The following is a 21934-nucleotide window of genomic DNA, read 5'->3' on the forward strand; positions in this document are numbered from 1 at the left end:
GAAAATGATCTGGATATCCAGTCGGTCGCGCGGCGTTACATGCCCATACCGCCATCGATGGGCACGCCTGCCCCGGTGATAAAGCGGGCGTCGTCGGAACACAGGAACACCACCGCATCGGCGACTTCCTCGACCGTCGCAAGCCGGCCAAGCGGCGTCTGTGCAATCACCGATGCCACCGCCACCTCGACATCCGCCGCGAGACCGACGGCGACGATGTCAGTGGCGAGCTTCATTCCCATGTCGGTGGGAATGAGCCCCGGGTAGATGCAGTTGACGCGCACGCCGTAGCCGAGCTTGCCGGCTTCCATCGCCGCCACCCGCGTCATGCGATCGACGGCCGACTTCGTCGCGGAATAAGCCGAGATCGCGGGAAACGCGATGATCGCCGCGACCGACGACACGTTGACTACCGACCCGCCCTGCGCGGCCGCACCACCCGGTCGCATGCTGCGGAATGCGTGCTTCATGCCGAGCCCGACACCGACGATGTTCACGTCGCACATCCGGCGAATGTCCTCGGCCTTCAGATCGGCCACGAGCGATGTGATCTCGATGCCCGCGTTGTTAATCAGGATGTCGAAGCCGCCGAGCTGCGCGACCACCGATGCAACGGCGCTTTCCCATTGCGCGTCGTCGGTCACGTCGAGCCGCACCGAGCCGGTCGCGACACCGCTTTTTGCGAGCCCCGCCGCAGTCTCCTTCGCGAGGTCCACGAGGACGTCGCCGATCACGACCGCCGCACCTGCATCCGCCAGGGCCTGGGCGATCGATGCGCCGATTCCGCGTGCACCGCCCGTCACCAGCGCCTTTCTCCCGTCGAGTCGTTTGCTCTTCATGTGTCTTCCTCCGATGTCTGCGTTATGTACTGCCGCGATTCAAGGACGAGCCGGTATCCGTCGAACGGGGATCGCTCGCTGGATAACGGTGGCCGTCCTCGCCCTACCGGACAACGCCGAAAATCTAACCACTTGGCAATTTTATTTTGAACGAATGGTTGGATATTTATAAACAGATGTCAAGTTAACTTTTTACGAGTGGTTAGCGTTTTCTTGACAATTGGTTCGCTGCTACGCACAATCGGGCGCATCAGACTCGGTCACCTCAGTTGCATGAGGCACGAGCGCAAACCGGCAGCCGTACGGCACACCGGACGACAGTCACTGAGGGCACAGGCGGGATGGCACAGCGGGAAAACAGCGAAGCGGATGGAACGGGCCGCGGGCCGCGCGGCAGGCAACTACCGGCGGACAAGTACGAAGCGCGGCGCGTCGAACTGGCCGAAGCAGCACTGGAAACGCTTGGCGAACTGGGCTACGCGAGAACCAGCCTGCGCGAGATTGCGCAGAAATCCGAGTTCACGCATGCGGTGCTTCACTACTACTTCTCGGACAAACTCGACCTCATTCGATGCAGCATTCGCTACTTCAAGGCGAAGTGCGTCACGCGCTACGACGTCGTCACGACCGAAGCGCAAACCCGCGAAGAACTGATGGAAGGTTTTCTCGAGAAGCTCGCGGAAACGATGCGCGATGAACCGCAGATGCATTGCCTCTGGTACGACCTGCGGTCACAGGCGCTGTTCGAGGAATCGTTCCGGGAGGTCGTGAACGAGATCGACGAGAGTCTCGAACACATGGTCTGGCATGTCGTCACGCGCTACGCGGAGCTCGGCGGCAGCCAGCCGACTGTCACGTCCGGCGCTGCCTATGCGCTGCTCGACGGACTCTTTCAGAAACACCTGCTAAGGCACGTGTCGAACGATCCGGATGCGATTGCGCGTCTGCTCGAAGAAGTGCGTGCGCTTTTACCGATGCTGGCCTGACGTCCGAGAGGCGAGGTCGCGTGATCTTCGCGACGATGCTCGCGAGTACGGCGAGCGCACCGATCGTTTCGATGAAAGCCGAGAGCATAAGCTTCTCCTTTTCATAAAGACATCGTCGTCTCGTTGCTCATTACGAGTCACAACCAGCCGGGTGCATAAGCGCGGATGAAGAAAACCACCGTGATGCATGCGGTGAGCAACAAGGTCCCCGCGCGAATGATGGCCACCGGTGCACGTCGACCGATCTGCGCGCCGCCATAACCGCCCGCGATCGCCGCGACCAGCATGACGAGCGTCTCGGGCCAGTGCACGACGTGCGCGACGATAAAGATCAGTACCGCCATCGAGTTGGCCGCACTCACTAGTAACGTTCGCGGCGCACTCAGACGTTTCAGATCGCTACTGTCGAGCAGCCCCCAGACGGCGATCATCATGATGCCGACCGCGCCACCGAAGTAACCGCCATAAATACCGAGCGCGAACTGCACGGCCAGAACAACCGACGGACGGATCGTCCAGCGGCTACGCATCTGCTCGCCGAGGCGACGCCCAAAGGCAAGCGCGAGGCTCGCAAGCAGAAGCAGCCAGGGAAGCACGAAGTTAAAGGCCTTCGGCGATGTGTACAGCAACAGGACAGCGCCGAGCGCGCCGCCCGCCAGCGTCATGACCAGCAGCGGCCGCAGCGAAACGGCACCAACCGGCCCGAGCCCATCGCGATAGGCCCATGCGCTCGCAAGGCCACCGGGGAACAACGCGACGGTGCTCGATGCATTCGCCTGAACCGATGGCACGCCCGCAAAAATCAATGCGGGAAGGCTCACGAACGAGCCGCCGCCCGCGAGCGCATTCATGGCTCCAGCGATAAAACCAGCCCCAGCGACGAGTAAAAGTGAGTTCATGCGCCGATCCTAAGGACAAACATCGGCTTTCACAATCTGGCAATTCCAATGCTAGACTTCGCGAAAACCGAAGGGATCGACGATGCGATTCGACCTCACCGACATGCGCTTATTCCTGACCGTGGTCGAACACGGCAGCCTCACCCAGGGCGCTCAGGCGATGAACCTGGCCCTCGCCTCCGTGAGCGAGCGTATCTCCGGCATGGAATCCGCACTCGGTGCGCCGTTGCTCGAACGGACCCGCCGGGGCATCCGTCCCACCGCAGCCGGCGAGGCGCTGATCCGGCATGCCCGCCTGATTCTTGGGAACGTGGAGCAGATGCGCGGCGAGCTGCGTGCGTACGCAACCGGGCTCAAGGGCCGCGTGGGTTTGCTGTCGAATACCGCGGCACTCGCCGCGTTCGTGCCGCAGCAGTTGCGCCGCTTTCTGGCCGCCTACCCCGACCTCTCCGTCGACCTCGACGAGCGCCCCAGCAACGAGATCGTGCTGGCGATCGCCGAAGGCCGCGCCGACGTCGGCATCGTCGCCGACATTGCGGATCTCGCGATGCTGCAAACCCATCTGATCGCGCAAGATCAGCTCATGGTCGTGGCAGGCAAAGACCATCGCATCGCGTCGCAGGAGCGGGTGGCGTTTGCCGACATCGTCGACGAAGCATTCGTGGGGATCAAGGACACGGCGCTGGAAATCCATCTGGCGGAACGGGCGTCCCGCCTGGGCCGGCAGATCAACTATCGCGTGCAGCTTAGAAACGTGGAGCAGGTCGGGATGTTCGTCGAAGCGGGCATCGGTCTCGCGATTCTCTCCAAAGCGTTTGTCGGCGAGCTACGCCGTCCAGGTCTTGCCGTCCTGCCGATTCTCGACCCATGGGCATCGCGCCAGCTTCATCTATGTGTCCGCGATTTCGCGGCGCTCACGCCGCAAGCGGGGCTGCTCGTGCAGCATCTGCTGGATGCGGGCACGTCGCCGGACGGCAAGCCGGCATAGGCCGCGCTCGCCGTTAAACGTTAGCGCCGCTCGGACCTAAACCAGATCGCGAATCGCCACGTCGGGATCCACATCGGCCTCGTAGTCGATCCCTTCGATCCCGAATCCGAACAGCCGCAAGAACTCCTGCTTGTAGCCCGCGAAGTCCGTGAGTTCGTAGAGGTTGTCGCTTGTTACCTGGTCCCACAGTTGCAGCACGCGTGCCTGCACCGCGGGATCGAGTTCCTTGTAGTCCGCACGCAGGCGGCCGTCCTGATCGATGTGCGGCGCGTGGCCGGACAGACTGTCGCGGTACAGCCCGTAGACCTGCTCGATACAGCCTTCGTGCGTGCCCTGCTCTTTCATCGCGCGGAACAGCAGCGACAGGTAGAGCGGCATCATCGGGATCGCTGAACTTGCTTGCGTTACCACCGCCTTCAGCACTGATACGCGTGCATCGCCGTTCACCGCAGCGAGCTTGCTGCGAATCTCGAGCGCGGCACGGTCCAGGTCTTTCTTTGCCGCTCCGATCGAACCGTCCCAGTAGATATCGTGCGTGATCTTCTCGCCGATATACGTGAAGGCGGTCGTCTTCGCACCGTCGGCCAGCACACCGGCTTCGAGCAGCGCGTCGATCCACATCTGCCAGTCCTCGCCGCCCATCACCGCGACCGTACTGTCGATCTCCTGCTGCGTCGCCGGTTGCAGCAAGCTTTCCTTGATCGCTTCCTTGTCGGTATCGATCGTGCGTACATTGACTTCGCGGCCGATCGGCTTGAGCGTCGAGTTGAACACCTCGCCGGTTTTGGGGTGCGTGCGCCGCGGCGCCGCGAGACTGTAGATGACCTGATCGACCTGACCGAGATCGCGTTTGATGACATCGATCGTCTGCTGCTTGATCGCATCGGAAAAGCCATCGCCGTTGATGCTCTTTGCGTACAGTCCTTTAGCCGCCGCCAGTTGCTGGAACGCGGCCGTGTTGTACCAGCCCGGGCTGCCTGGCTTGCCATCGCTCGCTGCGCGTTCGAAGAACACACCGAGCGTATCGGCACCGCAGCCGAAGGCGGCCGTAATGCGCGCGGCGAGCCCGTAACCGGTCGATGCACCGATCACCAGCACCTTCTTCGCGCCATGCGCGATGGGCCCCTGGGCCGTAACGTAATCGACCTGCTCCTTGACGTTGGCTGCGCAGCCAACGGGATGCGTAGTCACACAGATAAAGCCGCGTACGCGCGGTTTGATGATCATGACAACCTCGGTAATGAAATGCCCGATGAGTGCAGCACGGTGCACCGCCAGGCGAGCATTGTAAATGACACGATCTACGGCGAGCGCGGCTGCTTCAACTCACTCGCGCTTCCAAACGAATGCGTGCGTTCGCCTCGAACTTCGCGCGATGCGTCGAGAAAAAAGTCCGCACGTTGCGAATATTCGAAGAGGCACGAAAGAGCCGCCGTGCAAGTTCGTCGTATTCGGGCATATCGGCGACCTCGGCGACGACGATGAAGTCCGGTCCCGGCGACACCCGATAGCACTGCGTCACCGCGGGCTCCGCGCAGATATACGTTTCGAAGGCGTCGAGATCTTCCGCAGCCTGGCGGTCAAGACTTACTTCAACGAGCGCAATCAGCGTCGTGCCGATCTTCGCGTGATCGAGCACCGCGATCTGCCGCGCGATCACTCCGGCTTCCTTGAGATTGCGCACCCTGCGCAGGCAGGTCGGCGGCGACGCGTGCACACGGCCCGCCAGTTCAAGGTTCGAGACCGACGAATCGGTTTGCAGAATCGCGAGGATCCGTAGGTCCAGGTCGTCCAGATAGATGGCCACTTCGTCGGCTCCCGCTGTCGTTTCGGATGAAATTAAATTTCATCATGGCTTTGTCGGAACGTCTAGTTTCATTTTCATAGAAATTCTGAAATTAAATTTCTCATCAGGCACTCTACCATCGCCTCACCGGGTCCAGCAGGGGCCTTTCTTGAGAAATGCGATGTGTGGAATTGTCGGAGCGGTGGCGCAACGGGACATCCTGCCGAACCTGGTCGACGGCCTCAAACGCCTCGAATACCGCGGCTACGATTCGTGCGGCATCGCCGTCTATCGCGACCGGCAGTTGCTGCGCGCACGCAGTGTCGATCGGGTGGCGAACCTGCAGGACGACATCGCGAAGCGCGCGCTGTCCGGCTACACGGGCATCGCGCATACGCGTTGGGCGACGCATGGAAAGCCCGTCACCGAAAACGCCCATCCGCATTTTTCACCCGATGAGCAAGCGCCGCGCATCGCGCTCTCGCACAACGGCATCATCGAAAATCACGATGCATTGCGCGCGATGCTGCAAGACCACGGGTATGTCTTCACGAGCCAGACCGACACGGAAGTCATCACGCATCTGATCGATCATCTGTACGACGGCGATCTCTTCGAAGCCGTGCAGCAGGCGGTGCGCCAGTTACGCGGCAGCTATGCGATTGCTGTGCTCTGCCGCGACGAACCGCATCGCGTGGTCGGTGCTCGCGATGGCATGCCGCTCGTGGTCGGCGTCGGTGAAGGCGAAAACTTTCTGGCTTCCGATGCGATTGCGCTGTCGAACGTCACGGACCGGATCGTCTACCTGGAAAACGGCGACGTCGTCGATGCGCAGCTGTATCGCTACGCGATTGCGGATGCGCAGGGTCGCCGCACCGAGCGCCCGGTGCATACAGTGGCCGCACATAGCGGTGCCGCCGATCTCGGCCTCTATCGCTACTACATGCAGAAGGAAATTTTCGAGCAGCCGCGCGCCGTGAGCGATACGCTGCAGGACATCACGTCGATCATGCCCGAGCTGTTCGGCGACTCCGCGTGGCGCGTGCTGAACAGCGTCGATTCCGTGCTACTGCTCGCGTGCGGCGGAAGTTACCACGCCGCGCTGACGGCGCGTTACTGGATCGAGAGTCTGGCGCGGTTGCCCGTCAGCGTCGAGATTGCCAGCGAATACCGCTATCGCGACGGCGTGCCGAATCCGAACACGCTGGTCGTCGCGGTATCGCAAAGCGGAGAAACCGCGGACGTGCTTGGCGCGATGCAGGTGGCGAAGCAGCAAGGTATGCATCACACGCTCGCGATCTGCAATGTGCCGAGCAGCGCTTTAGCTCGCGAATGCGCATTGACGTTCTTCACGCGCGCCGGCATCGAGATCGGTGTCGCTTCGACGAAAGCTTTTACGACGCAGCTCGTTGCGCTGTTTCTGCTCGCGCTCACGTTGGCCCAGGTACGCGGACGACTTTCCGACGAGGATGAACAGCAGCATCTCCGCGCGCTTCGGCATCTGCCCGACGCGATGACGAAGGTGCTTGCGCTGGAACCGCAGATGATAGCGTGGGCCGAAGAGCTGACGCGCAAGCAGAACATTCTTTTTCTCGGGCGCGGCATGCACTATCCCATCGCGATGGAAGGTGCGCTGAAGATGAAGGAGATTTCCTACATTCACGCGGAAGCGTATGCAGCCGGTGAATTGAAGCACGGTCCGCTTGCATTGGTTAGCGACGAGATGCCGGTGGTCGCGGTTGCGCCTAACAATGCGCTGATCGAGAAACTCAAGTCGAACATGCATGAGGTCAGTGCGCGTAGCGGGAAGCTGTTTGTCTTTGCTGATATCGACTGTGGGATTTCGCCGGGGCCGGGGATCGAGGTGATTCGGCTCACCGAATACTACGGGCCGCTGTCTCCGATCCTGCATACGATTCCGATGCAGTTGCTGGCTTTTCATGCGGCGCTTGCAAGGGGGACGGATATTGATAAGCCGAGAAATTTGGCGAAATCGGTGACGGTTGAGTAGCGGGGTTGTTGAACTGGAACCCGTGTTCGTAATACCTGTGTCCGATCAAAATACTGCCCGGTTCGAAACTTTATTATCACGAGCTATTCGTTCAGGTCAGGTATCTGCCTCACAAGATACTTCAACACTGCTCCGCGCGATGCGTGCCGAAGCGCTGTAGTCGTAGTTCGGCGGAGCTTCGGGATTAACTGGTTTCTTCGTTGGCACTTCGTCCAGATAGCGGCTCAACATCACGCGCATTTCCCGGCCGTCGATGACTTTGGCACGCTTCAGCGCGATGATCAGTTTCTCGGTTTCATCGGGCACGACTTCATCGTCAGCGAGCTTCGTGATCACCTGCGCGAGTGCGCTGCTGCCAGTCCTGACATACTGGATGCCATGCCGCTTCGCCAATTCGGCGACGAAAGCCTGTAAACCGCTCTTCGGAATCTCCTGAAGACTCATTCCAACCCCCTTCGACTCGTACTGCATCATACCGTAGCCGGTTACGCCGTCAATCGTTGCGGCCTACGCTAATCGATGGGCTAATAGCTCGTGAGAATGAAGTTTCGAACCGAGAGGAAAGCAAACCCCTACCGCTTCCGCTCATACTTCTTCCAGTACCCAAACGCCTCTTCATGGCACTCCAGATCCAGCTCTGACACACGCGCCTGCAAGCGTTCCTGCGCATCCTGAATCGCAATGTTGTAAATCACCGGCCCAAGCTCTTCCACGAAGAAATTCAGCAACGCCCCCGCCTGGATATTACCGATGCGTTCCTCATGATTCTCATCGAAATACCGCTGGATAGATGCGATGGCTTCCTTGCGTACGTCCTTGTCCAGTTCAATCGTCATGGCGTAGTGGCTCCGTTGTTACAAGGGCTGATGACATAGAAGCGCGCAAGGCCGACGCGTCGCTCCGATAAATCGATTATGCCGCAGCCAACTCGCCTCACATCGCGCCGAACAACGCCGTCACCCAGTCGACGAACACCCGCACCTTGGTGCTATATCGACGGCTAGGCGGATACGCCACGTACACATCAAGTGGATCGGGCCGCCACTCAGTGAGAACAGGCACCAGTTTCTTCTGCCTGATAAACGGTCGCGCCATGAAGTCCAGCGTGTGCACGATGCCGAGCCCCGCAAGCGCCGTCGCAAGATGCGCATTGCTTTCGCTGACGATCACATCGTTGCGCACCCGGTCGAGCGTCAACACCTCATCGCCGCGACGGAAGGCAAGCCGCTGCGTCACGCCACTGCTTGCCGAGAAATAGCCGACAACAGGCATGTCCTTATCGACGATGTCGCGGGGATGCTTCGGCGTTCCGTACTTCGCCAGACACGCCGGCGTCGCACAGGTCGTCCATGCAAGCCCGCCGATCCGATGCGTGATCAGACCGGGATCGTCCGCCGTGCTGCGAATCGCGCAGTCGATGTTCTCCGCAATGAGATCGGCAGTCCGGTCCGTCACACTCAATTGCACCTGGATGTCCGGATATCGCTCGCGAAACGCCGGCAAGGCAGGAATCACGATGCCGCTCGCGACCGACCCGCCCGTGTCGACCCTGAGTGCGCCGCGCGGATTTGCCTGAGCACGGCCCAACGTCGCTTCGATGTCGTCGAGTTCGCTGAGCAGGTGGCGGGTGCGTTCGTAATAAGCGGCGCCATCGGTCGTTACGCTGACGCTTCTCGTGCTGCGCTCCAGCAGCTTCACGCCGAGATGCGTTTCGAGCGATTTGATCCACTTGCTCACCGTGGCATTGGGCATTTTCAGCGAGAGCGCAGCTCGTCCGAAACCACCCGTTTCAACGACGCGGGCAAAAATGCGGATAGCCTGCAGATGATCCATCGGTTCGACTCCAGAATGACACGCGATGGCTTCCATTATTCACATCTGTGCACAAAGAATCCACAGATAGCCTATTTATATCCGTATGTGTTTTCAATAAGCTGCAGTTATTGAATCAGGCCGCAAGGAGGCCACTCATGACTGCTTCGCTCTACACCAACATCCACACGACAAAACACGCCGGCAAGGTTGCACTCATCACCGGCGGCAGCACCGGTATCGGTCTCGCTACGGCAAAGCGTCTCGCTCGCGAGGGCGCGACGGTGTTCATCACCGGCCGACGCGAGGCAGAGCTCGAGGCCGCGGTGGCGGAAATCGGCCATGGCGCCACGGCGATTCGTGGCGACATCTCGGTAGCAGCCGATCTCGAACGCATCGTGAAGGTCGTATCGTCGGCTCGCGAAAGAATCGACATCCTGTTCGCCAACGCCGGCGGCGGCGAATTCGTGCCGCTTGGCGAGATCACCGAAGCGCAATTCGACAAGTATGTCGGCATCAACATGAAAGGCACGTTGTTCACTGTGCAAAGCGCGTTGCCGTTCATGCCGGCCGGAAGCGCAATCGTGATTACCGGTTCGATCACATCGGTGCAAGGTGTGCCGGCATTCGGTGTCTATGCGGCCACCAAGGCAGCCTTGCGCTCGTTTGCGCGCACGTGGTCGTCGGATCTCAAAGGACGCAACATCCGCGTCAATGTAGTCGCGCCCGGCGTGATCCCCACACCTGCGTATAAGACCGAGCTCAAGATGACCGATGAGCAGATCGAGGCCTACAGCCAGCAAATGTCCGCAACGACACCGCTTGGCCGCGTCGGCACCACCGACGAAATCGCGAAGGCCGTGTCCTTTCTCGCCTCCGACGATGCGAGCTATGTCACCGGTATCGAGTTGTTCGTCGACGGTGGCCTCGTACAGGTGTAATCGATCAACACGCCGCGCTTATCTGCACATAAGCGCGGCACCAACGGAAAAACATCATGAGTTCAGCCGAGAACCTTCGCCTCGCCCAGCAGTTCCTTGAAAAAATGGGCTCGGGCGCGAGCGCCGATGAGATCGCCGCGTTGTGTACATCCGATCTCGACTTCAACATTCCGGGCGACACAGGCGTGCTGCCGTGGGTCGGTCACAAGAAAGGTCGCGAGGCCATGTTCGATTTCGTAAGCGGCATACGCGCCTCGGTCGAAAGTGTCAGTTTCAGCATTCAGGACGTACTTGCAAGTGACGGTCGCGCTGTCATCCTCGGCCACCTGCAATCGCGGATCAAAGCCACCGGAAAGCTGATCGACACCGCATTTGCATTCGTACTGACATTCTCCCCCGAGGGAAAGATCGCGAGCTTTCTGATGTTCGAAGACAGCTTCGCTGTATCCGCAGCGGCCCGACATTGACAGCAGAACCTCCGACTACGCAAAGGAATCCGCGATGCCCTTCACAGTGAACGAACTTCTCAAACGAAACCTGCTCGGCATCTTCGGCGAGCGCAATGCCGCAGCACGCATGGCGGAACTGAAAGCCATCTGGCAGCCTGACGGTGTGTTCGTCGATCCGGATGGTCGACATGTCGGCATCGACGCGATCGACCGCCGGGTTGCGCAGCTACAGGCAAGATTCCTCGGTTTCAATTTTGTCGAACGTGGAGATGTTCAGGCCATGCATGGCGTTGGGCGCGTCGCATGGGGCTATGGGCCTGAAGAGAATCCGGCCACCGTGACCGGCGTCGACGTCGCCGTCACCCGCGACGGCAAGATTCATGAGCTATACGTGTTTCTGGATTGACGACCTGCACTCGTCATAGAGACATCTTCCGCCGCGCCGGGTGACACCGTTCGCTCGTACGTTACCCGCGTCGCAAGCATCATCGTCGTACGCCCCGGTTTTGCACCGCCGCGGGGTTGCTGATAGCATCGGACGGCATCCGTCACCTTGCGGACGCGCTGCCATCCGATCATCGCATCCGCACGCTTTTGTCCTTCCCGCCCGGCGCCGACCATGAACGCATCCCTTCTATCCGACGACAACCCCAGCATAGGCGTCTACACGCGCTCGATCGGCAGCGGCGCCGAGTGGTGGCGCGTATCGCTATCGGAGCGCGCATTCATGTACCGGATCGAGCACGGCCGCGACGACGGTTCGGTCGATATCGACACCGTCGTCGATCAGGAGAATCTCGATGCGAAGCTGCAGAAATGGCATCGCGAAGGCTATCTGTCTGAAACCGAACGCGAGCAGCTTGCCGCCGCACCGCAAGCCTCTGCCGATTTCATGGCAGATCTCGCACGCGCATCAAATGCGTTTGCACAATCAACTGTCAGAACCGCTACATCGCGCAGTACCGCTCAGGTCGTAACCATCGGTCGAATCGACGTACCGCTCGGCACACCGAACCCGCTCGTACCGGCAGTCAACCCCGCGTGGCTCTTTACCGAACGTTTCAACGACATCGTCGAGGACATCGTCGAAAACCGTCGCGTGATGCTGATCGGGCACACGGGCTCAGGCAAGACGAGTCTGATCGAACAGATCGCGGCGCGCGCGCAATACGGTGTGCTGCGCTCGAACATGAACGGCCAGACGACGGTCGGCGATTTCGTCGGCTTCTGGACCGTGAAAGGCGGCGAGACGGTATGGGTCGACGGGGTGCTGCCGGCCGCGATGCGCGAAGGTCGCTGGCTGATCGTCGACGAGGTCGACTTTGCGGAACCGGCCATTCTCGCCGTGCTCACTGCCGTACTCGAACCGGGTGGCCGGTTGCTGCTGAAGGAAAAAGGCAACGACATCGTCGAGCCGCATCCGTCGTTCCGTCTCTTCGCGACGGCCAATGCGGTCGGTGCGATGAGTCAGTTCCGCCATCTGTATCAGGGCGCGAATCTGATGAACGAAGCGTTTCTCGATCGCTGGCGCGTGTATCTGATCGACTATCTGTCGCCCGACGAAGAGGCCGAGGTGCTGATGCGCACGCTCGCCCCGCATCTGTCGCAAACGATGGCGCACACGCTCGCGGCGATCGCCGCCGATTGCCGCGCCGCCTTCGCGCGCGAAGATCTCGCGAGCGCATTCTCGACGCGGCGCCTGCTCGACTGGGCGCAACTGATGCTGCGCACCGGCGACCCCGAGCGCGCCGCGGGCCCGGCCATCTATGCGAAGGTCAGCCCCGAAGACGCCGCGCTGATCCGCAGCATCATCCGCCATTACATCGCGACACAGGCGTAGCGCCATGCAACCGGCACGCGGCACCGATACGTTCGGCTTCGAATCGACACTCGGCAAGATCGCACGCGTGCTGACGGGCCAGTACGGCATCGCGGTTGCGTTCAGCCCCGAAGGTCCGCGTGTCGAGCGCGATCGCATCGTGATCCCGTCGTACGACATCGTCGACGAGCGCGACCGCGACACGCTTGTCGGCTACCTCGATCTGCTGGTCGCGCGCTCGAAATATTCGTCGAACGAGGCGCTCACCGCGCTCGGTAACGGTACCGATGCGCGCCTTGCGCAGGCGATCGAAGATCAGCGCGTGTGTCGTCGGTTGCTCGACAACTATCCTGGTGCTCGCTGGTTTATCGGTCAGTTGCGCCAACGTGCTGCGCAGGACGCACGTCAACGCTGGCAAAAACTGTCGTGGCGCGACAAGCTCGTGTGGCTCGTCGAGCGGCGTCTGTGGCTCGAAACACCGGAGCCCGGCGAACTGAGTCCGTCGCTGTCGGCCGCGCTGCATGCGGTCGATGAAACGATCGCCGCTGCCCGTTCAAGCCGTTCGACTGACGACAGCATCGCCGCCGCGCGCGCCGTGATTGCGACGGTGCGTGCGCTGTCGTCGTCGGGCGGGGCGCACAACATGATGTTCACGCCGGGCGACGCTGACGGCTTCGATGCGGAATCGGTACCCGCAACGTTCGACGGACCGCCCAGTCATGGCGACGGCACGGCGGCGCCCGATAACGCGTCGGACGCATCCCTCACGCAAGCCGCCAGCAGCAACGTCATCGATGGCGCGGGCATGGGTCACTCGCCACTCGGTACGCCGTCGGAATCGTTTGCTTCGGCGGTCGCATCGGGCGGGTTGCAACCGGGCGGCCAATCGCGCCCGCAGCTCTCCGTTCCGCTTACGACAGAATTCGATCTCGTCACCGACCGCACCGGCCGCGGCGATACGCGCAGCTGGCACGCACTGCGTTCGCTCGCCCGCGCCGAAACCTCGCCGCTGAAAGCGAAACTCGAACGCGCGCTCAAAGCCGACGAACTCACGCACTGGAAACGCGAACAGGAACGCGGCGAAATCGATCGAACGGCGCTCGCGCGTCTTGCGATTGCACCGGGTTATCGCACGCCATTCCGCGTGAAGCGCGTGACAAAGGGACGCGATGCGGCCGTGACGCTGCTGATCGATCGCAGCGGATCGATGGCGGGCAGGAAGATCGAACTCGCGCGACTCTGCGTGGCTGCGCTGTGCGATGCGCTCACGCAACTCGGCTTCGACTCGGAAGTGCTTGGCTACAGTTCCATTGAGTCCGCGGAAATGCGACAGCTGTACGAAAGGCAGCGGGACAGCGGCGCCGATCTGAGCGCCTACAACCGCACAGTCGAACGGCTCGATCTGCAGATCTACAAACGCTTCGGCGCCGCCGACTTAAGCGGCCTCGCCGATATCGAATGCGGCCACGAGAACCCCGATGGCGAAGCGCTCGCGTGGGCCGCCGGACGGCTCGCCGAGCATCGCGCAGACCGCAAGATCCTGATGGTGCTCTCCGACGGCGACCCCGCCACTGGCGACGGCAATCCTGCCATCCTGCGCAGCGATCTGCACGCACGCGTCGATGCGATTGGCCGCGCCGGCATCGAGATCGTCGGCGTAGGCATACTCGACGATGCCGTCGAAGCGTTTTATCCGCGCAGTATCGTCGTGAGGAAACTGCACGAGCTGCCCGGTACTGCGTTCGGCGTGTTGAGCGCGATGTTGCTCGATCGTTGAGCTTTGTCGGGCGTGGTCGCGCGTTATCCGCTTACGCGCTCGCTAGCGCATCAACCGGTGCCGGCTGACTACAGCGAAACCCAGCGCCACAGAGCCTCTTGCCGATGCATTCGGCGGCTCGTCGTATTCACGTGAGCGATCCGCTGCCGACTGCGCAAGGAGCGCATACAGATCGGGACGGCGCGCAGCCAGCCATTGCCTTCCACGACTGCGCTCGATCGACGCGAGATCGAGATTCGCTGCGGCGTAAGCCCCCGACGTACCGCTCGTCGCAAGCACCAGCCCCGACGGATCGACGATGACTGCGGCCGCATCGGTCGCCTGATCGTTCGACGCTTCGCGGCCATCGCTGAAAACGATGAACATGCCGTTGTCGGCCGCGCGAGCGCACAGCCAGCCATGCATGCTTTCCATCGTGTCCGTGTCCACAGGCGACCTGTACATCATCGGGAGCGGCTGCAGCGGATGCTCACCCGTGCGGCTCGCGCGGCCAGACCGATGTGGTGCGATCAGCACGCTTGCACCGAGCAGCGCGGTCATGCGGACGTTCTCGACCAGATAGCTGTCGCCGCCGGTCAGAATACCGATCCGCACGCCCCATCCGGTATCGAACACGGTATGGCGGTCGCCGCTGACAATGCGCCGATGCTCGGCAGCATGCAGCTTGCGATGACAGTGCCGCGCACCGTCCTGCAGACACATCACGTAGCTATTGAAGAGTCGCCCATCCGGCGCGCGCTCGATCAACCCGACGCCGCATGCCACACCAGTGCGCTGGACAGCCGCTGCGACAGTGCGGATCGATGCGCCATCGAGCGGTTCCGCCAAAGCGTCGAGCGACGCACGCGACAACTTCGCCGTATCCGTATAGCCACTCAGGCATAGCTCAGGAAACACCGCAAGCGCGATGCCTTCGCGTGCCACATCGACGAGACAAGCCGCTATCTGCGCGGCGTTATGCGCGCAATCGCCGTCGCGCGAAACGAACGGCACCGATGCGACCCGCAGCGTTGAACCGGCCAAGATCCTCTCCTGAAGTTAAAGCGCTGAAACACTGCTCCATTGGACCTTCCGGCATTCGATAAGTAAAATGAATGTTTTTACCGATCTGATTACTCTGTGGAATGGAACTCAAACTGTTGCGTGCCTTTCTGACAGTCGCCGAAACCGGTCACTTCAGCCGCGCCGCCGACACGCTGCATATCACCCAGCCTGCGCTCAGCAAACAGATCGGCGCGCTCGAAGCGACGCTCGGCGGGCGGTTGTTCGAGCGTGGGCGGCACGGTGCCGAACTGACGGTGTTCGGTGTGGGTTTCGCCGCAGATGCCAGATCGCTGGTGCGCGAAGCCGATGAGGTTCTCATGCACGCCCGTGAAGCGAGCAGCGGCAAGCGCGGTCATCTGCGCATCGGTCTCGGGCTTTCCACGCTGACGCTCACGCCGAAGCTGATCGCCGAATTCCGCCGCCGCAATCCGGAAGTTGGCGTGACGTTGAACGATCTTTCGTCGGCGGAACAAAGCCGGCTGCTGTTGTCGGGCAAGCTCGACGTCGGCTTTCTGCGGCTGCCTGCCGAAGCGGGCCTGTCCGCGTTTCCCGTCGTCGACGAGGCACTCGCGCTCGCCGTACCGGAGCACGCACCATGGAAACGCCTGCCCGCCAATCTGAACGAGCTGAACCAGATCGGTTTCATTGCGCTTGCGCGTAGTCGTGGCCCGGGGCTTGCCGCGCAGATCGACCGCTGGTGCGGCAAGCATGACTTCGTGCCGCGCGTGATCCAGCACACCGACGATATCCAGTCCGTGCTCGCAGCCGTTGCAGCCGGCGTCGGTGCGGCGTTGCTGCCTTCAAGGGTTCGATATCTGCTGCGCGATGCGCGCGTTTTGTCGCTACGCGACCCGTCCGCACGCTGGCACGTCGGTCTCGCATGGCAGTCCGCGCGCGACGATGCGGTGGTCGAGCGTTTCGTTTCGTTCGTGCGCGCCGCAACGAAGAAAAACTCGCGTCGAGCGGACTAAACGCGTGTGCGAGATATGGCGCCCGAGCGCCGCGAAACGGTCCGCACCGCGTAACCCGCTATGATGTGCACATTACCCTCTGCCGCCTTCGCGGTAGACAGCCGGAGAAGATATGGCCTCAATCCAGGAAAGCGCGAGCATGGCGCTGTTTTGCGACTTCGAAAACGTCGCACTCGGCGTGCGCGATGCCAAGTTCGAGAAGTTCGACATCAAGCCGATTCTCGAGCGGTTGCTGCTTAAAGGCAGCATCGTCGTGAAGAAAGCCTATTGCGACTGGGAGCGCTACAAGGGCTTCAAGGCCGCGATGCACGAAGCGAGCTTCGAGCTGATCGAAATTCCGCACGTACGCCAGTCGGGCAAGAACTCGGCCGATATCCGCCTCGTCGTCGATGCACTCGATCTCTGCTATACGAAATCGCACGTCGACACGTTCGTCATCATCAGCGGCGATTCGGATTTTTCGCCGCTCGTGTCGAAGCTGCGTGAGAACGCGAAGAAAGTGATCGGCGTCGGCGTCAAACAGTCGACCTCCGACCTGCTCGTCGCGAACTGCGACGAATTCATTTTCTACGACGACCTCGTGCGCGAGCAACAGCGCGCTGCCGCGCGGCGCGAGCCGAGCGCGGGCACACGCCGTTCACCCGATGAAGACCGGCAACGCAAGAAGGAAGGCGATGAACGCAAGAACATCGCCATTGCGCTGGCCGTCGAAACCTTCGACGCACTCGCCGCCGAACGCGGCGAAAGCGGCAAGATCTGGGCTTCCGTGCTCAAGAGCGCGATCAAGCGGCGCAAGCCCGACTTTAGCGAGTCCTATTACGGTTTCCGTGCGTTCGGCAATCTGCTGGACGAGGTCCAGGCGCGTGGACTGTTCGAAGTCGGACGTGACGAGAAGTCGGGTTCGTTTGTGTATCGGTCGAGCCCGACAGAAGCGGCGCAACCGGTGGCATCAAGTGCTCCGGCAAACGCCGCAAACGAAGATGGCACGAAGGGTAAGTCGAAGTCGGGCAACAAATCTGGCAACCGCCCGGCTAACGACAAGAAGGGACATCGCAAGGGTGCGACTTCGGGCAGACAGGCGGCCGAGCAGCACGGGACCGAAGCGCCGGTCGATGAAGCACACGACACGCATCGTCAGCCTGATCTTTACGAAACGCTCGAGACGTACGAGACATACGAAGCCGTGCGCGAACCGGAGCGCGCCGACGAAGCACTGCATGCGCCCGTCGAGACGCATAGCGAAAGCGAGTCGCAACCAACGCCGGCACCGGCACGCAAGCGCCCGGCCGCGCGTCGCGGCAAGCCTGCGGCGAAGAAGACCGCAGCGGCTGCGCAACCGGCTGCGGAGGCACCGAGCGCACCGCCCGCCGCCGCCCCTGTCGGCGAAACCGCACCGCGCAAACCGGCGCAGAAGTCTGCCGCGCGTAAATCGGCGGCACGGCCACGTCGGCCGCGCAAGGCTGCGGGCGCGGCAAACGAAGAGTGAAAGTCAGATACACGCGATGCAGGTCTGCGTTAGATCGCATCGCGTGAATGCATATCGCGAGAGCGTGCCGTTGCTGCAGTAGCCGGAATATTCGGGCCGTTCGAAGTACGCGCATCGACGGGAACCTCGACCGCAACGCTCAAGCGCGAGGCCGTTCCCCCTCAGCGGGCGCAGCCGATTCAGCGGCCTCGGCCACCTCGATAGCACCGCCGCCATCCGCAGGCACATTCGCCACCGCACTCTGCGGCGGCGCCTCGATATCCCAGCACGAGATAAACAGCGCAGCAATCAACGGCCCGATCACGAACCCGTTGATCCCAAACACCGACATCCCGCCCACCGTCGAAATCAGCACGACCCAGTCCGGCAACTTGGTGTCCTTACCGACGAGAATTGGCCGCAGCACGTTATCCACGGTGCCGATCACGAGCGTGCAGAACAGGATCAGCACGATCGCCTTCCACAGCGGCCCCGCCAGCAGAAAGTACACGGCCGCCGGCACCCAGACGAGCGCCGAGCCGATCGCGGGCAGCAGCGACAGGAACGCCATCACCGTACCCCACAGCAGCGCGCCCTTGATGCCGAGCACCGCGAAGATAATCCCGCCGAGCACACCCTGCACCGCCGCCACCGCGATATTGCCCTTCACCGTGGCGCGCACCACCGTCGCAAAGCGGATCAACAGACGATCCTTGTGCGAACGCTCAAGCGGAATCGCATCGCGGATGCGTCGCGAGATCGCGCGACCATCGCGCAGCAGGAAGAAAACGAGGTACAGCATGATGCCGAAGCCGACCGCGAACTGCAGCGTGTTCTGCCCGATCACGACAGCCTGGCCAGCCACGAACTGACTGATACGCGCAGCGCCGTCCGACAGTTTCGCCTGCAAGCCGTGCATGTCGGCGAGGCCGACGTTATCGAGCGCGCGTTGCGCAAACGCCGGCAGCGCCTGCACGATCTGCTGGAAATACAGGCCGAAATCCCACTGCCCTTGCCGGATCTGCTGATACGCGTACGCGACTTCCTGAACGAGCGTACCGATCATGACGCTCACCGGCAGGATCACGATCAGCACGCACAGCGCGAGCGTCGTCAGTGCCGCAAGATTGGGCCGGTTACCGAAGCGAAACGTGAGACTGCGCTGCAGCGGTTGAAACAGGATCGCGAGTATCGTCCCCCAGAAGATCGCGCCGAAGTACGGCAGCAGGATCCAGATAAGCGCCAGCGAAACCGCGGCCAGCAGCATATAAAAGCTCTTCTGATTGCGACTGTTCTGATCGTTGTCGTTGTCGTGGTTCATGGTTCCAACGCAAGCGTGCCGCCCCGCAATCACGCCGGGGCGGCTGTCTGGAGAAACGCGGCCGGCCATGAACCTGACCGGCAACGGATGGCTTTACTTCTTGTCGAGGGCGTCGCGCGCCTTGTCCTTCGCTTCACCGAAATTGCGCTGCACGGTACCGGTGGCTTTCTCGACCTTGCCTTCAGCTTCAGTAGTGCGATTGCCGGTAACCTTGCCGACCGCTTCCTTCACCGATCCCTTGATTTCCTTTGCTGCACCTTTGATCCGATCTGTGTCCATGATTGCTCCCAAAAGGTTATGCATCTGAAATCCACCTGCATACGTGGATGTAGTGGATGCAGGTCAATGTACCTGTGAGCAATCCGTGGGCCTAGATGCCCGGATACCGGTTAAACCAGTACTTTTACACCAATCTGCGATCAATCTGCCGTGCCGCCCGTGCGTCGCTTCGGTTTCTCGTAGCCGACTATGCCGCGCTCGCGGGCCCACACAATCGCCGCGCTGCGCCGGTGCACGCCGATCTTGCTGTACAACGTGGCGACGTGATTGCGGATGGTGTTCGGCGCAAGATTCAATGCTTCGGCAATCTGTTCATTGTCGTAGCCCTGGCAGATCAGCCCCAGCACTTCGCGCTCGCGCGATGTCAATTCCGACAGATCGCTGCCCGCCTGCTGCGCGCCGTTCGGTTGCCTGATCTGCGCAAGCTTCTCGATTACCGTGCGGCTAAACCACGACGTGTCCTTCATCACGGCTTCGATCGCAGCCAGCAGTTCCACTTCGGAACGCTTGCGCTCGGTGATGTCCTGGATCACGCTCAACAGGCAGCGCTCCCCGTGAATGGTCACCGCCTCTGCGGAAACAAGACAGTCCACCGCCACACCCGATTTCGTCTGCAGCTGGATTTCGTAGTTGCGCACGCTGCTGTGCGTCTCCATTTCCGCGCGCAGTTTCCGGTACGCGTCGCTGCGTGACCACAGGCCGATCTCTTCGGGTTGTCGCGCGACGACTTCCTCAGCCTCGTAACCGGTCGTCGCGACAAACGCATCGTTCACATCCATCAGCACGAAACCATCGAGCGAGCTGACCGTCATCGGTACCGGCGCAAGCCGGAATGCCTTCGAAAAACGCTCTTCGGTATGTCGCAGCGCGTCTTCGGCCTTGCGTCGCGGCTCCATGTCCATGAACGTGAACAACATGCAGTTCTCTTCGCCGATCTCGATCGGCTGGCCGGCCACGATCACCAGTTTCGTCGTCCCGTCCGGCAACTGCAGCGTCGCTTCCATCTGTCCGATCGTACGACCCTCGTTGAGATTGACGATCGCCTGCTCGCGCTTGTCCGCGCCTTCTAGCACGTCGACTTCGTACGTCGAGCGGCCGATCACGTTTTCGCGCGCGTAACCGGTCATCTCCAGAAAGCCCTGATTGACCTTGACATAGCGCAGATCCGCGAGCCGGCAGATCACTGCCGGCGCCGGGTTCGCGTTGAAGGTTTTCTCGAAGCGCTCTTCGGCGCTGAAGCGCTCGGTGACGTCCTGAACCACCAGCGCCAACGATTCCGACGCGCCGCTCGCGTCGGTCAGAATCAGACTGCGTACCTGGTGCATGTGCCGGAAGTCTTCGTCGTCGGAGCGCGTAACTTCGACGATCACATCGCTGAACAACTCCCCAGCGATGATCCGGGCAATCGGATACTGATCCGCCTGCAACGCGTGGTTGTTGCGGTAAGTCAGCTTGAACTTCTTGCGAAAACCGCGTGGGTTACCGCCTAGCGCGTCGACGGTCTCGACGCCGTGGATCGCAAGCGCCGTTTCATTGGCCCAGACGATCGATCCATCTGGATCGATGAGGATGATCCCTTCGGTCAGCCCCGCGATGATCTGCTGTAACTGCCGCCGGTCGGCCTGGGGCCTCGCGTCGCTCGTGTTCATCCAGCCTCCGTGAGAGATACCGCATTCTAGCGGTGCGGCGCGGTTTGCCACGGTTAGAGCAGGTTTGGCGTGGGTTCCAGGCATTTTCGACGTTTCGATACGCATCGAAACGTCGAGCCGGATTGACGGCCTATGATGACAACATCTCTGGAGACCGGACATGTGCTCTCAACCGAATATCGCCTCCACCGCGTTCCTGATCGCCGACCCCGCTCGCGCGAACATGCTGATGGCGCTCGTCGCCGGGCGCGCGCTGCCGGCCGGCGAACTCGCGTATGCCGCGGGCGTCACGGCGCAGACCGCCAGTACGCATCTTGCGAAGCTGCTCGACGGCGGCCTCGTCACCGTCGAAGCCGAAGGGCGGCACCGCTACTACCGGCTGTCGGGAGCACATGTGGCGCTCGTGCTGGAAAATCTCGCCGCCATCGTGCCCGCTGGCGAGGTGCGCCGCCGGCCGCTCGGCCGCGACGCGCAGAACCTGCGTTTTGCGCGCTGCTGCTACGACCATCTCGCGGGACAGGTCGGCGTCGCGGTGACCCAGGCGCTGCAACAGCGCGGCTTTATCGTGGCCGCGCAGGACAAGCGCTTCGATGTGACAGCTGCCGGCCTCGACTGGTTCGGGCATATCGGGCTCGACATGAACCAGTTGCGCGCCACGCGACGCGGCATCGCGCGGCAGTGCCTCGACTGGACTGAACGGCAGCATCATCTGGCGGGACCGCTCGGCGTGCAGTTCATGAGCGCGCTGTGTACGAACGGCTGGATGCGGCGGGTTAATGCATCGCGGGTCGTGCAGGTTACCCCGGCGGGATGGGCGGGGTTGAAGGCCGAACTCGGCATCGAGGGCAGGCTTGGGGCGTTGACGCAGGAGGCATAGCGGGGTCGATGCTGGCCACCG

At 61.7% G+C, this 21934-nt stretch carries 22 protein-coding genes; 11 read left to right on the forward strand and 11 right to left on the reverse strand.

Annotated elements, in window-relative coordinates; all coding sequences use genetic code 11:
* Nucleotides 1-35: 35 nt before the first annotated feature.
* Nucleotides 36-839: an SDR family NAD(P)-dependent oxidoreductase gene (locus FNZ07_RS03855; RefSeq protein ID WP_091011679.1), complete on the reverse strand. Its 804-nt coding sequence runs from the start codon at nucleotides 837-839 to the stop codon at nucleotides 36-38.
* A gap of 341 nt (nucleotides 840-1180) precedes the next feature.
* Here FNZ07_RS03855 and FNZ07_RS03860 point away from each other — a divergent pair, with 341 nt between their 5' ends.
* Nucleotides 1181-1825 (forward strand): TetR/AcrR family transcriptional regulator, encoded by a 645-nt coding sequence (locus FNZ07_RS03860; protein WP_091011680.1) that lies wholly within the window; start codon nucleotides 1181-1183, stop codon nucleotides 1823-1825.
* Nucleotides 1826-1962: 137 nt separating this feature from the next.
* On the opposite strand, the gene FNZ07_RS03865 is transcribed toward FNZ07_RS03860, so the two are convergent.
* Nucleotides 1963-2724: a sulfite exporter TauE/SafE family protein gene (locus FNZ07_RS03865; protein WP_091011681.1), complete on the reverse strand. Its 762-nt coding sequence runs from the start codon at nucleotides 2722-2724 to the stop codon at nucleotides 1963-1965.
* An 82-nt stretch (nucleotides 2725-2806) separates the two neighbouring features.
* Between FNZ07_RS03865 and FNZ07_RS03870 the strand changes: the two genes are divergently transcribed.
* The gene (locus tag FNZ07_RS03870; RefSeq protein ID WP_091011682.1) at nucleotides 2807-3712 is read left to right on the forward strand and encodes a LysR family transcriptional regulator; all 906 of its coding nucleotides are present in this window, start codon (nucleotides 2807-2809) and stop codon (nucleotides 3710-3712) included.
* Between the two features lie 36 nt (nucleotides 3713-3748).
* On the opposite strand, the gene fabV is transcribed toward FNZ07_RS03870, so the two are convergent.
* A complete protein-coding gene (gene fabV, locus FNZ07_RS03875; RefSeq protein WP_091011683.1) occupies nucleotides 3749-4939 on the reverse strand; it encodes an enoyl-ACP reductase FabV in 1191 nt (396 codons plus the stop codon).
* A 94-nt stretch (nucleotides 4940-5033) separates the two neighbouring features.
* Nucleotides 5034-5519 (reverse strand): Lrp/AsnC family transcriptional regulator, encoded by a 486-nt coding sequence (locus tag FNZ07_RS03880; protein ID WP_245811473.1) that lies wholly within the window; start codon nucleotides 5517-5519, stop codon nucleotides 5034-5036.
* Between the two features lie 160 nt (nucleotides 5520-5679).
* Between FNZ07_RS03880 and glmS the strand changes: the two genes are divergently transcribed.
* Nucleotides 5680-7509 (forward strand): glutamine--fructose-6-phosphate transaminase (isomerizing), encoded by a 1830-nt coding sequence (gene glmS, locus FNZ07_RS03885; RefSeq protein ID WP_091011684.1) that lies wholly within the window; start codon nucleotides 5680-5682, stop codon nucleotides 7507-7509.
* A gap of 96 nt (nucleotides 7510-7605) precedes the next feature.
* Here the strand turns inward: glmS and FNZ07_RS03890 are convergent, their stop codons facing one another.
* From FNZ07_RS03890 to FNZ07_RS03900, 3 genes are all read right to left on the reverse strand, one after another.
* Nucleotides 7606-7953: a hypothetical protein gene (locus FNZ07_RS03890; RefSeq protein ID WP_177228276.1), complete on the reverse strand. Its 348-nt coding sequence runs from the start codon at nucleotides 7951-7953 to the stop codon at nucleotides 7606-7608.
* Between the two features lie 128 nt (nucleotides 7954-8081).
* On the reverse strand, nucleotides 8082-8345 hold the full coding sequence (locus FNZ07_RS03895; RefSeq protein ID WP_091011685.1) for a DUF2164 domain-containing protein: 264 nt from the start codon (nucleotides 8343-8345) through the stop codon (nucleotides 8082-8084).
* Between the two features lie 97 nt (nucleotides 8346-8442).
* Nucleotides 8443-9342: a LysR family transcriptional regulator gene (locus tag FNZ07_RS03900; protein WP_091011686.1), complete on the reverse strand. Its 900-nt coding sequence runs from the start codon at nucleotides 9340-9342 to the stop codon at nucleotides 8443-8445.
* Between the two features lie 137 nt (nucleotides 9343-9479).
* On the opposite strand from FNZ07_RS03900, the gene FNZ07_RS03905 reads away from it, so the two are divergent.
* The 5 genes from FNZ07_RS03905 to FNZ07_RS03925 all read left to right on the forward strand — a co-directional run bounded on the left by FNZ07_RS03905 (nucleotide 9480) and on the right by FNZ07_RS03925 (nucleotide 14307).
* A complete protein-coding gene (locus tag FNZ07_RS03905; protein ID WP_091011687.1) occupies nucleotides 9480-10262 on the forward strand; it encodes an SDR family oxidoreductase in 783 nt (260 codons plus the stop codon).
* Nucleotides 10263-10318: 56 nt separating this feature from the next.
* Nucleotides 10319-10729, forward strand: coding sequence for a nuclear transport factor 2 family protein (locus FNZ07_RS03910; protein ID WP_091011688.1), 411 nt, complete (start codon nucleotides 10319-10321; stop codon nucleotides 10727-10729).
* 34 nt (nucleotides 10730-10763) lie between these two features.
* On the forward strand, nucleotides 10764-11117 hold the full coding sequence (locus FNZ07_RS03915; RefSeq protein ID WP_091011689.1) for a nuclear transport factor 2 family protein: 354 nt from the start codon (nucleotides 10764-10766) through the stop codon (nucleotides 11115-11117).
* A gap of 213 nt (nucleotides 11118-11330) precedes the next feature.
* Nucleotides 11331-12551 (forward strand): AAA family ATPase, encoded by a 1221-nt coding sequence (locus tag FNZ07_RS03920; protein ID WP_091011690.1) that lies wholly within the window; start codon nucleotides 11331-11333, stop codon nucleotides 12549-12551.
* Nucleotides 12552-12555: 4 nt separating this feature from the next.
* Nucleotides 12556-14307, forward strand: coding sequence for a cobaltochelatase CobT-related protein (locus FNZ07_RS03925; RefSeq protein ID WP_091011691.1), 1752 nt, complete (start codon nucleotides 12556-12558; stop codon nucleotides 14305-14307).
* Between the two features lie 42 nt (nucleotides 14308-14349).
* On the opposite strand, the gene FNZ07_RS03930 is transcribed toward FNZ07_RS03925, so the two are convergent.
* Complete coding sequence (locus FNZ07_RS03930; RefSeq protein ID WP_245811474.1) at nucleotides 14350-15330, reverse strand: nitrilase-related carbon-nitrogen hydrolase; 981 nt, start codon at nucleotides 15328-15330, stop codon at nucleotides 14350-14352.
* A gap of 101 nt (nucleotides 15331-15431) precedes the next feature.
* On the opposite strand from FNZ07_RS03930, the gene FNZ07_RS03935 reads away from it, so the two are divergent.
* A complete protein-coding gene (locus FNZ07_RS03935) occupies nucleotides 15432-16322 on the forward strand; it encodes a LysR family transcriptional regulator (protein WP_091011692.1) in 891 nt (296 codons plus the stop codon).
* Between the two features lie 112 nt (nucleotides 16323-16434).
* The gene (locus FNZ07_RS03940; RefSeq protein ID WP_091011693.1) at nucleotides 16435-17808 is read left to right on the forward strand and encodes an NYN domain-containing protein; all 1374 of its coding nucleotides are present in this window, start codon (nucleotides 16435-16437) and stop codon (nucleotides 17806-17808) included.
* A 139-nt stretch (nucleotides 17809-17947) separates the two neighbouring features.
* Here the strand turns inward: FNZ07_RS03940 and FNZ07_RS03945 are convergent, their stop codons facing one another.
* The 3 genes from FNZ07_RS03945 to FNZ07_RS03955 form a co-directional block, all read right to left on the reverse strand.
* A complete protein-coding gene (locus tag FNZ07_RS03945) occupies nucleotides 17948-19108 on the reverse strand; it encodes an AI-2E family transporter (protein WP_091011694.1) in 1161 nt (386 codons plus the stop codon).
* Nucleotides 19109-19201: 93 nt separating this feature from the next.
* Nucleotides 19202-19387 carry a CsbD family protein gene (locus FNZ07_RS03950; protein ID WP_091011695.1) on the reverse strand — a complete coding sequence of 62 codons (186 nt, stop codon included), beginning with the start codon at nucleotides 19385-19387 and terminating at the stop codon, nucleotides 19202-19204.
* 140 nt (nucleotides 19388-19527) lie between these two features.
* Entirely contained in the window at nucleotides 19528-21036 is a 1509-nt protein-coding gene (locus FNZ07_RS03955) for a helix-turn-helix transcriptional regulator (protein ID WP_091011696.1), read from the reverse strand.
* A 160-nt stretch (nucleotides 21037-21196) separates the two neighbouring features.
* Here FNZ07_RS03955 and FNZ07_RS03960 point away from each other — a divergent pair, with 160 nt between their 5' ends.
* Nucleotides 21197-21913 carry an ArsR/SmtB family transcription factor gene (locus tag FNZ07_RS03960; RefSeq protein WP_091011697.1) on the forward strand — a complete coding sequence of 239 codons (717 nt, stop codon included), beginning with the start codon at nucleotides 21197-21199 and terminating at the stop codon, nucleotides 21911-21913.
* Nucleotides 21914-21934 lie beyond the last annotated feature (21 nt).

The sequence above is a fragment of the Paraburkholderia megapolitana genome (genome assembly GCF_007556815.1).
Taxonomy (GTDB): domain Bacteria; phylum Pseudomonadota; class Gammaproteobacteria; order Burkholderiales; family Burkholderiaceae; genus Paraburkholderia; species Paraburkholderia megapolitana.

What these genes read in the sequence shown, in the direction of transcription:
- FNZ07_RS03855 (WP_091011679.1), bottom strand. Translation starts at nt 839, where the DNA reads ATGAAGAGCAAACGACTCGACGGGAGAAAGGCGCTGGTGACGGGCGGT.
- FNZ07_RS03860 (WP_091011680.1), top strand. Translation starts at nt 1,181, where the DNA reads ATGGCACAGCGGGAAAACAGCGAAGCGGATGGAACGGGCCGCGGGCCG.
- FNZ07_RS03865 (WP_091011681.1), bottom strand. Translation starts at nt 2,724, where the DNA reads ATGAACTCACTTTTACTCGTCGCTGGGGCTGGTTTTATCGCTGGAGCC.
- FNZ07_RS03870 (WP_091011682.1), top strand. Translation starts at nt 2,807, where the DNA reads ATGCGATTCGACCTCACCGACATGCGCTTATTCCTGACCGTGGTCGAA.
- fabV (WP_091011683.1), bottom strand. Translation starts at nt 4,939, where the DNA reads ATGATCATCAAACCGCGCGTACGCGGCTTTATCTGTGTGACTACGCAT.
- glmS (WP_091011684.1), top strand. Translation starts at nt 5,680, where the DNA reads ATGTGTGGAATTGTCGGAGCGGTGGCGCAACGGGACATCCTGCCGAAC.
- FNZ07_RS03890 (WP_177228276.1), bottom strand. Translation starts at nt 7,953, where the DNA reads ATGAGTCTTCAGGAGATTCCGAAGAGCGGTTTACAGGCTTTCGTCGCC.
- FNZ07_RS03895 (WP_091011685.1), bottom strand. Translation starts at nt 8,345, where the DNA reads ATGACGATTGAACTGGACAAGGACGTACGCAAGGAAGCCATCGCATCT.
- FNZ07_RS03900 (WP_091011686.1), bottom strand. Translation starts at nt 9,342, where the DNA reads ATGGATCATCTGCAGGCTATCCGCATTTTTGCCCGCGTCGTTGAAACG.
- FNZ07_RS03905 (WP_091011687.1), top strand. Translation starts at nt 9,480, where the DNA reads ATGACTGCTTCGCTCTACACCAACATCCACACGACAAAACACGCCGGC.
- FNZ07_RS03910 (WP_091011688.1), top strand. Translation starts at nt 10,319, where the DNA reads ATGAGTTCAGCCGAGAACCTTCGCCTCGCCCAGCAGTTCCTTGAAAAA.
- FNZ07_RS03915 (WP_091011689.1), top strand. Translation starts at nt 10,764, where the DNA reads ATGCCCTTCACAGTGAACGAACTTCTCAAACGAAACCTGCTCGGCATC.
- FNZ07_RS03920 (WP_091011690.1), top strand. Translation starts at nt 11,331, where the DNA reads ATGAACGCATCCCTTCTATCCGACGACAACCCCAGCATAGGCGTCTAC.
- FNZ07_RS03925 (WP_091011691.1), top strand. Translation starts at nt 12,556, where the DNA reads ATGCAACCGGCACGCGGCACCGATACGTTCGGCTTCGAATCGACACTC.
- FNZ07_RS03935 (WP_091011692.1), top strand. Translation starts at nt 15,432, where the DNA reads ATGGAACTCAAACTGTTGCGTGCCTTTCTGACAGTCGCCGAAACCGGT.
- FNZ07_RS03940 (WP_091011693.1), top strand. Translation starts at nt 16,435, where the DNA reads ATGGCCTCAATCCAGGAAAGCGCGAGCATGGCGCTGTTTTGCGACTTC.
- FNZ07_RS03945 (WP_091011694.1), bottom strand. Translation starts at nt 19,108, where the DNA reads ATGAACCACGACAACGACAACGATCAGAACAGTCGCAATCAGAAGAGC.
- FNZ07_RS03950 (WP_091011695.1), bottom strand. Translation starts at nt 19,387, where the DNA reads ATGGACACAGATCGGATCAAAGGTGCAGCAAAGGAAATCAAGGGATCG.
- FNZ07_RS03955 (WP_091011696.1), bottom strand. Translation starts at nt 21,036, where the DNA reads ATGAACACGAGCGACGCGAGGCCCCAGGCCGACCGGCGGCAGTTACAG.
- FNZ07_RS03960 (WP_091011697.1), top strand. Translation starts at nt 21,197, where the DNA reads ATGTGCTCTCAACCGAATATCGCCTCCACCGCGTTCCTGATCGCCGAC.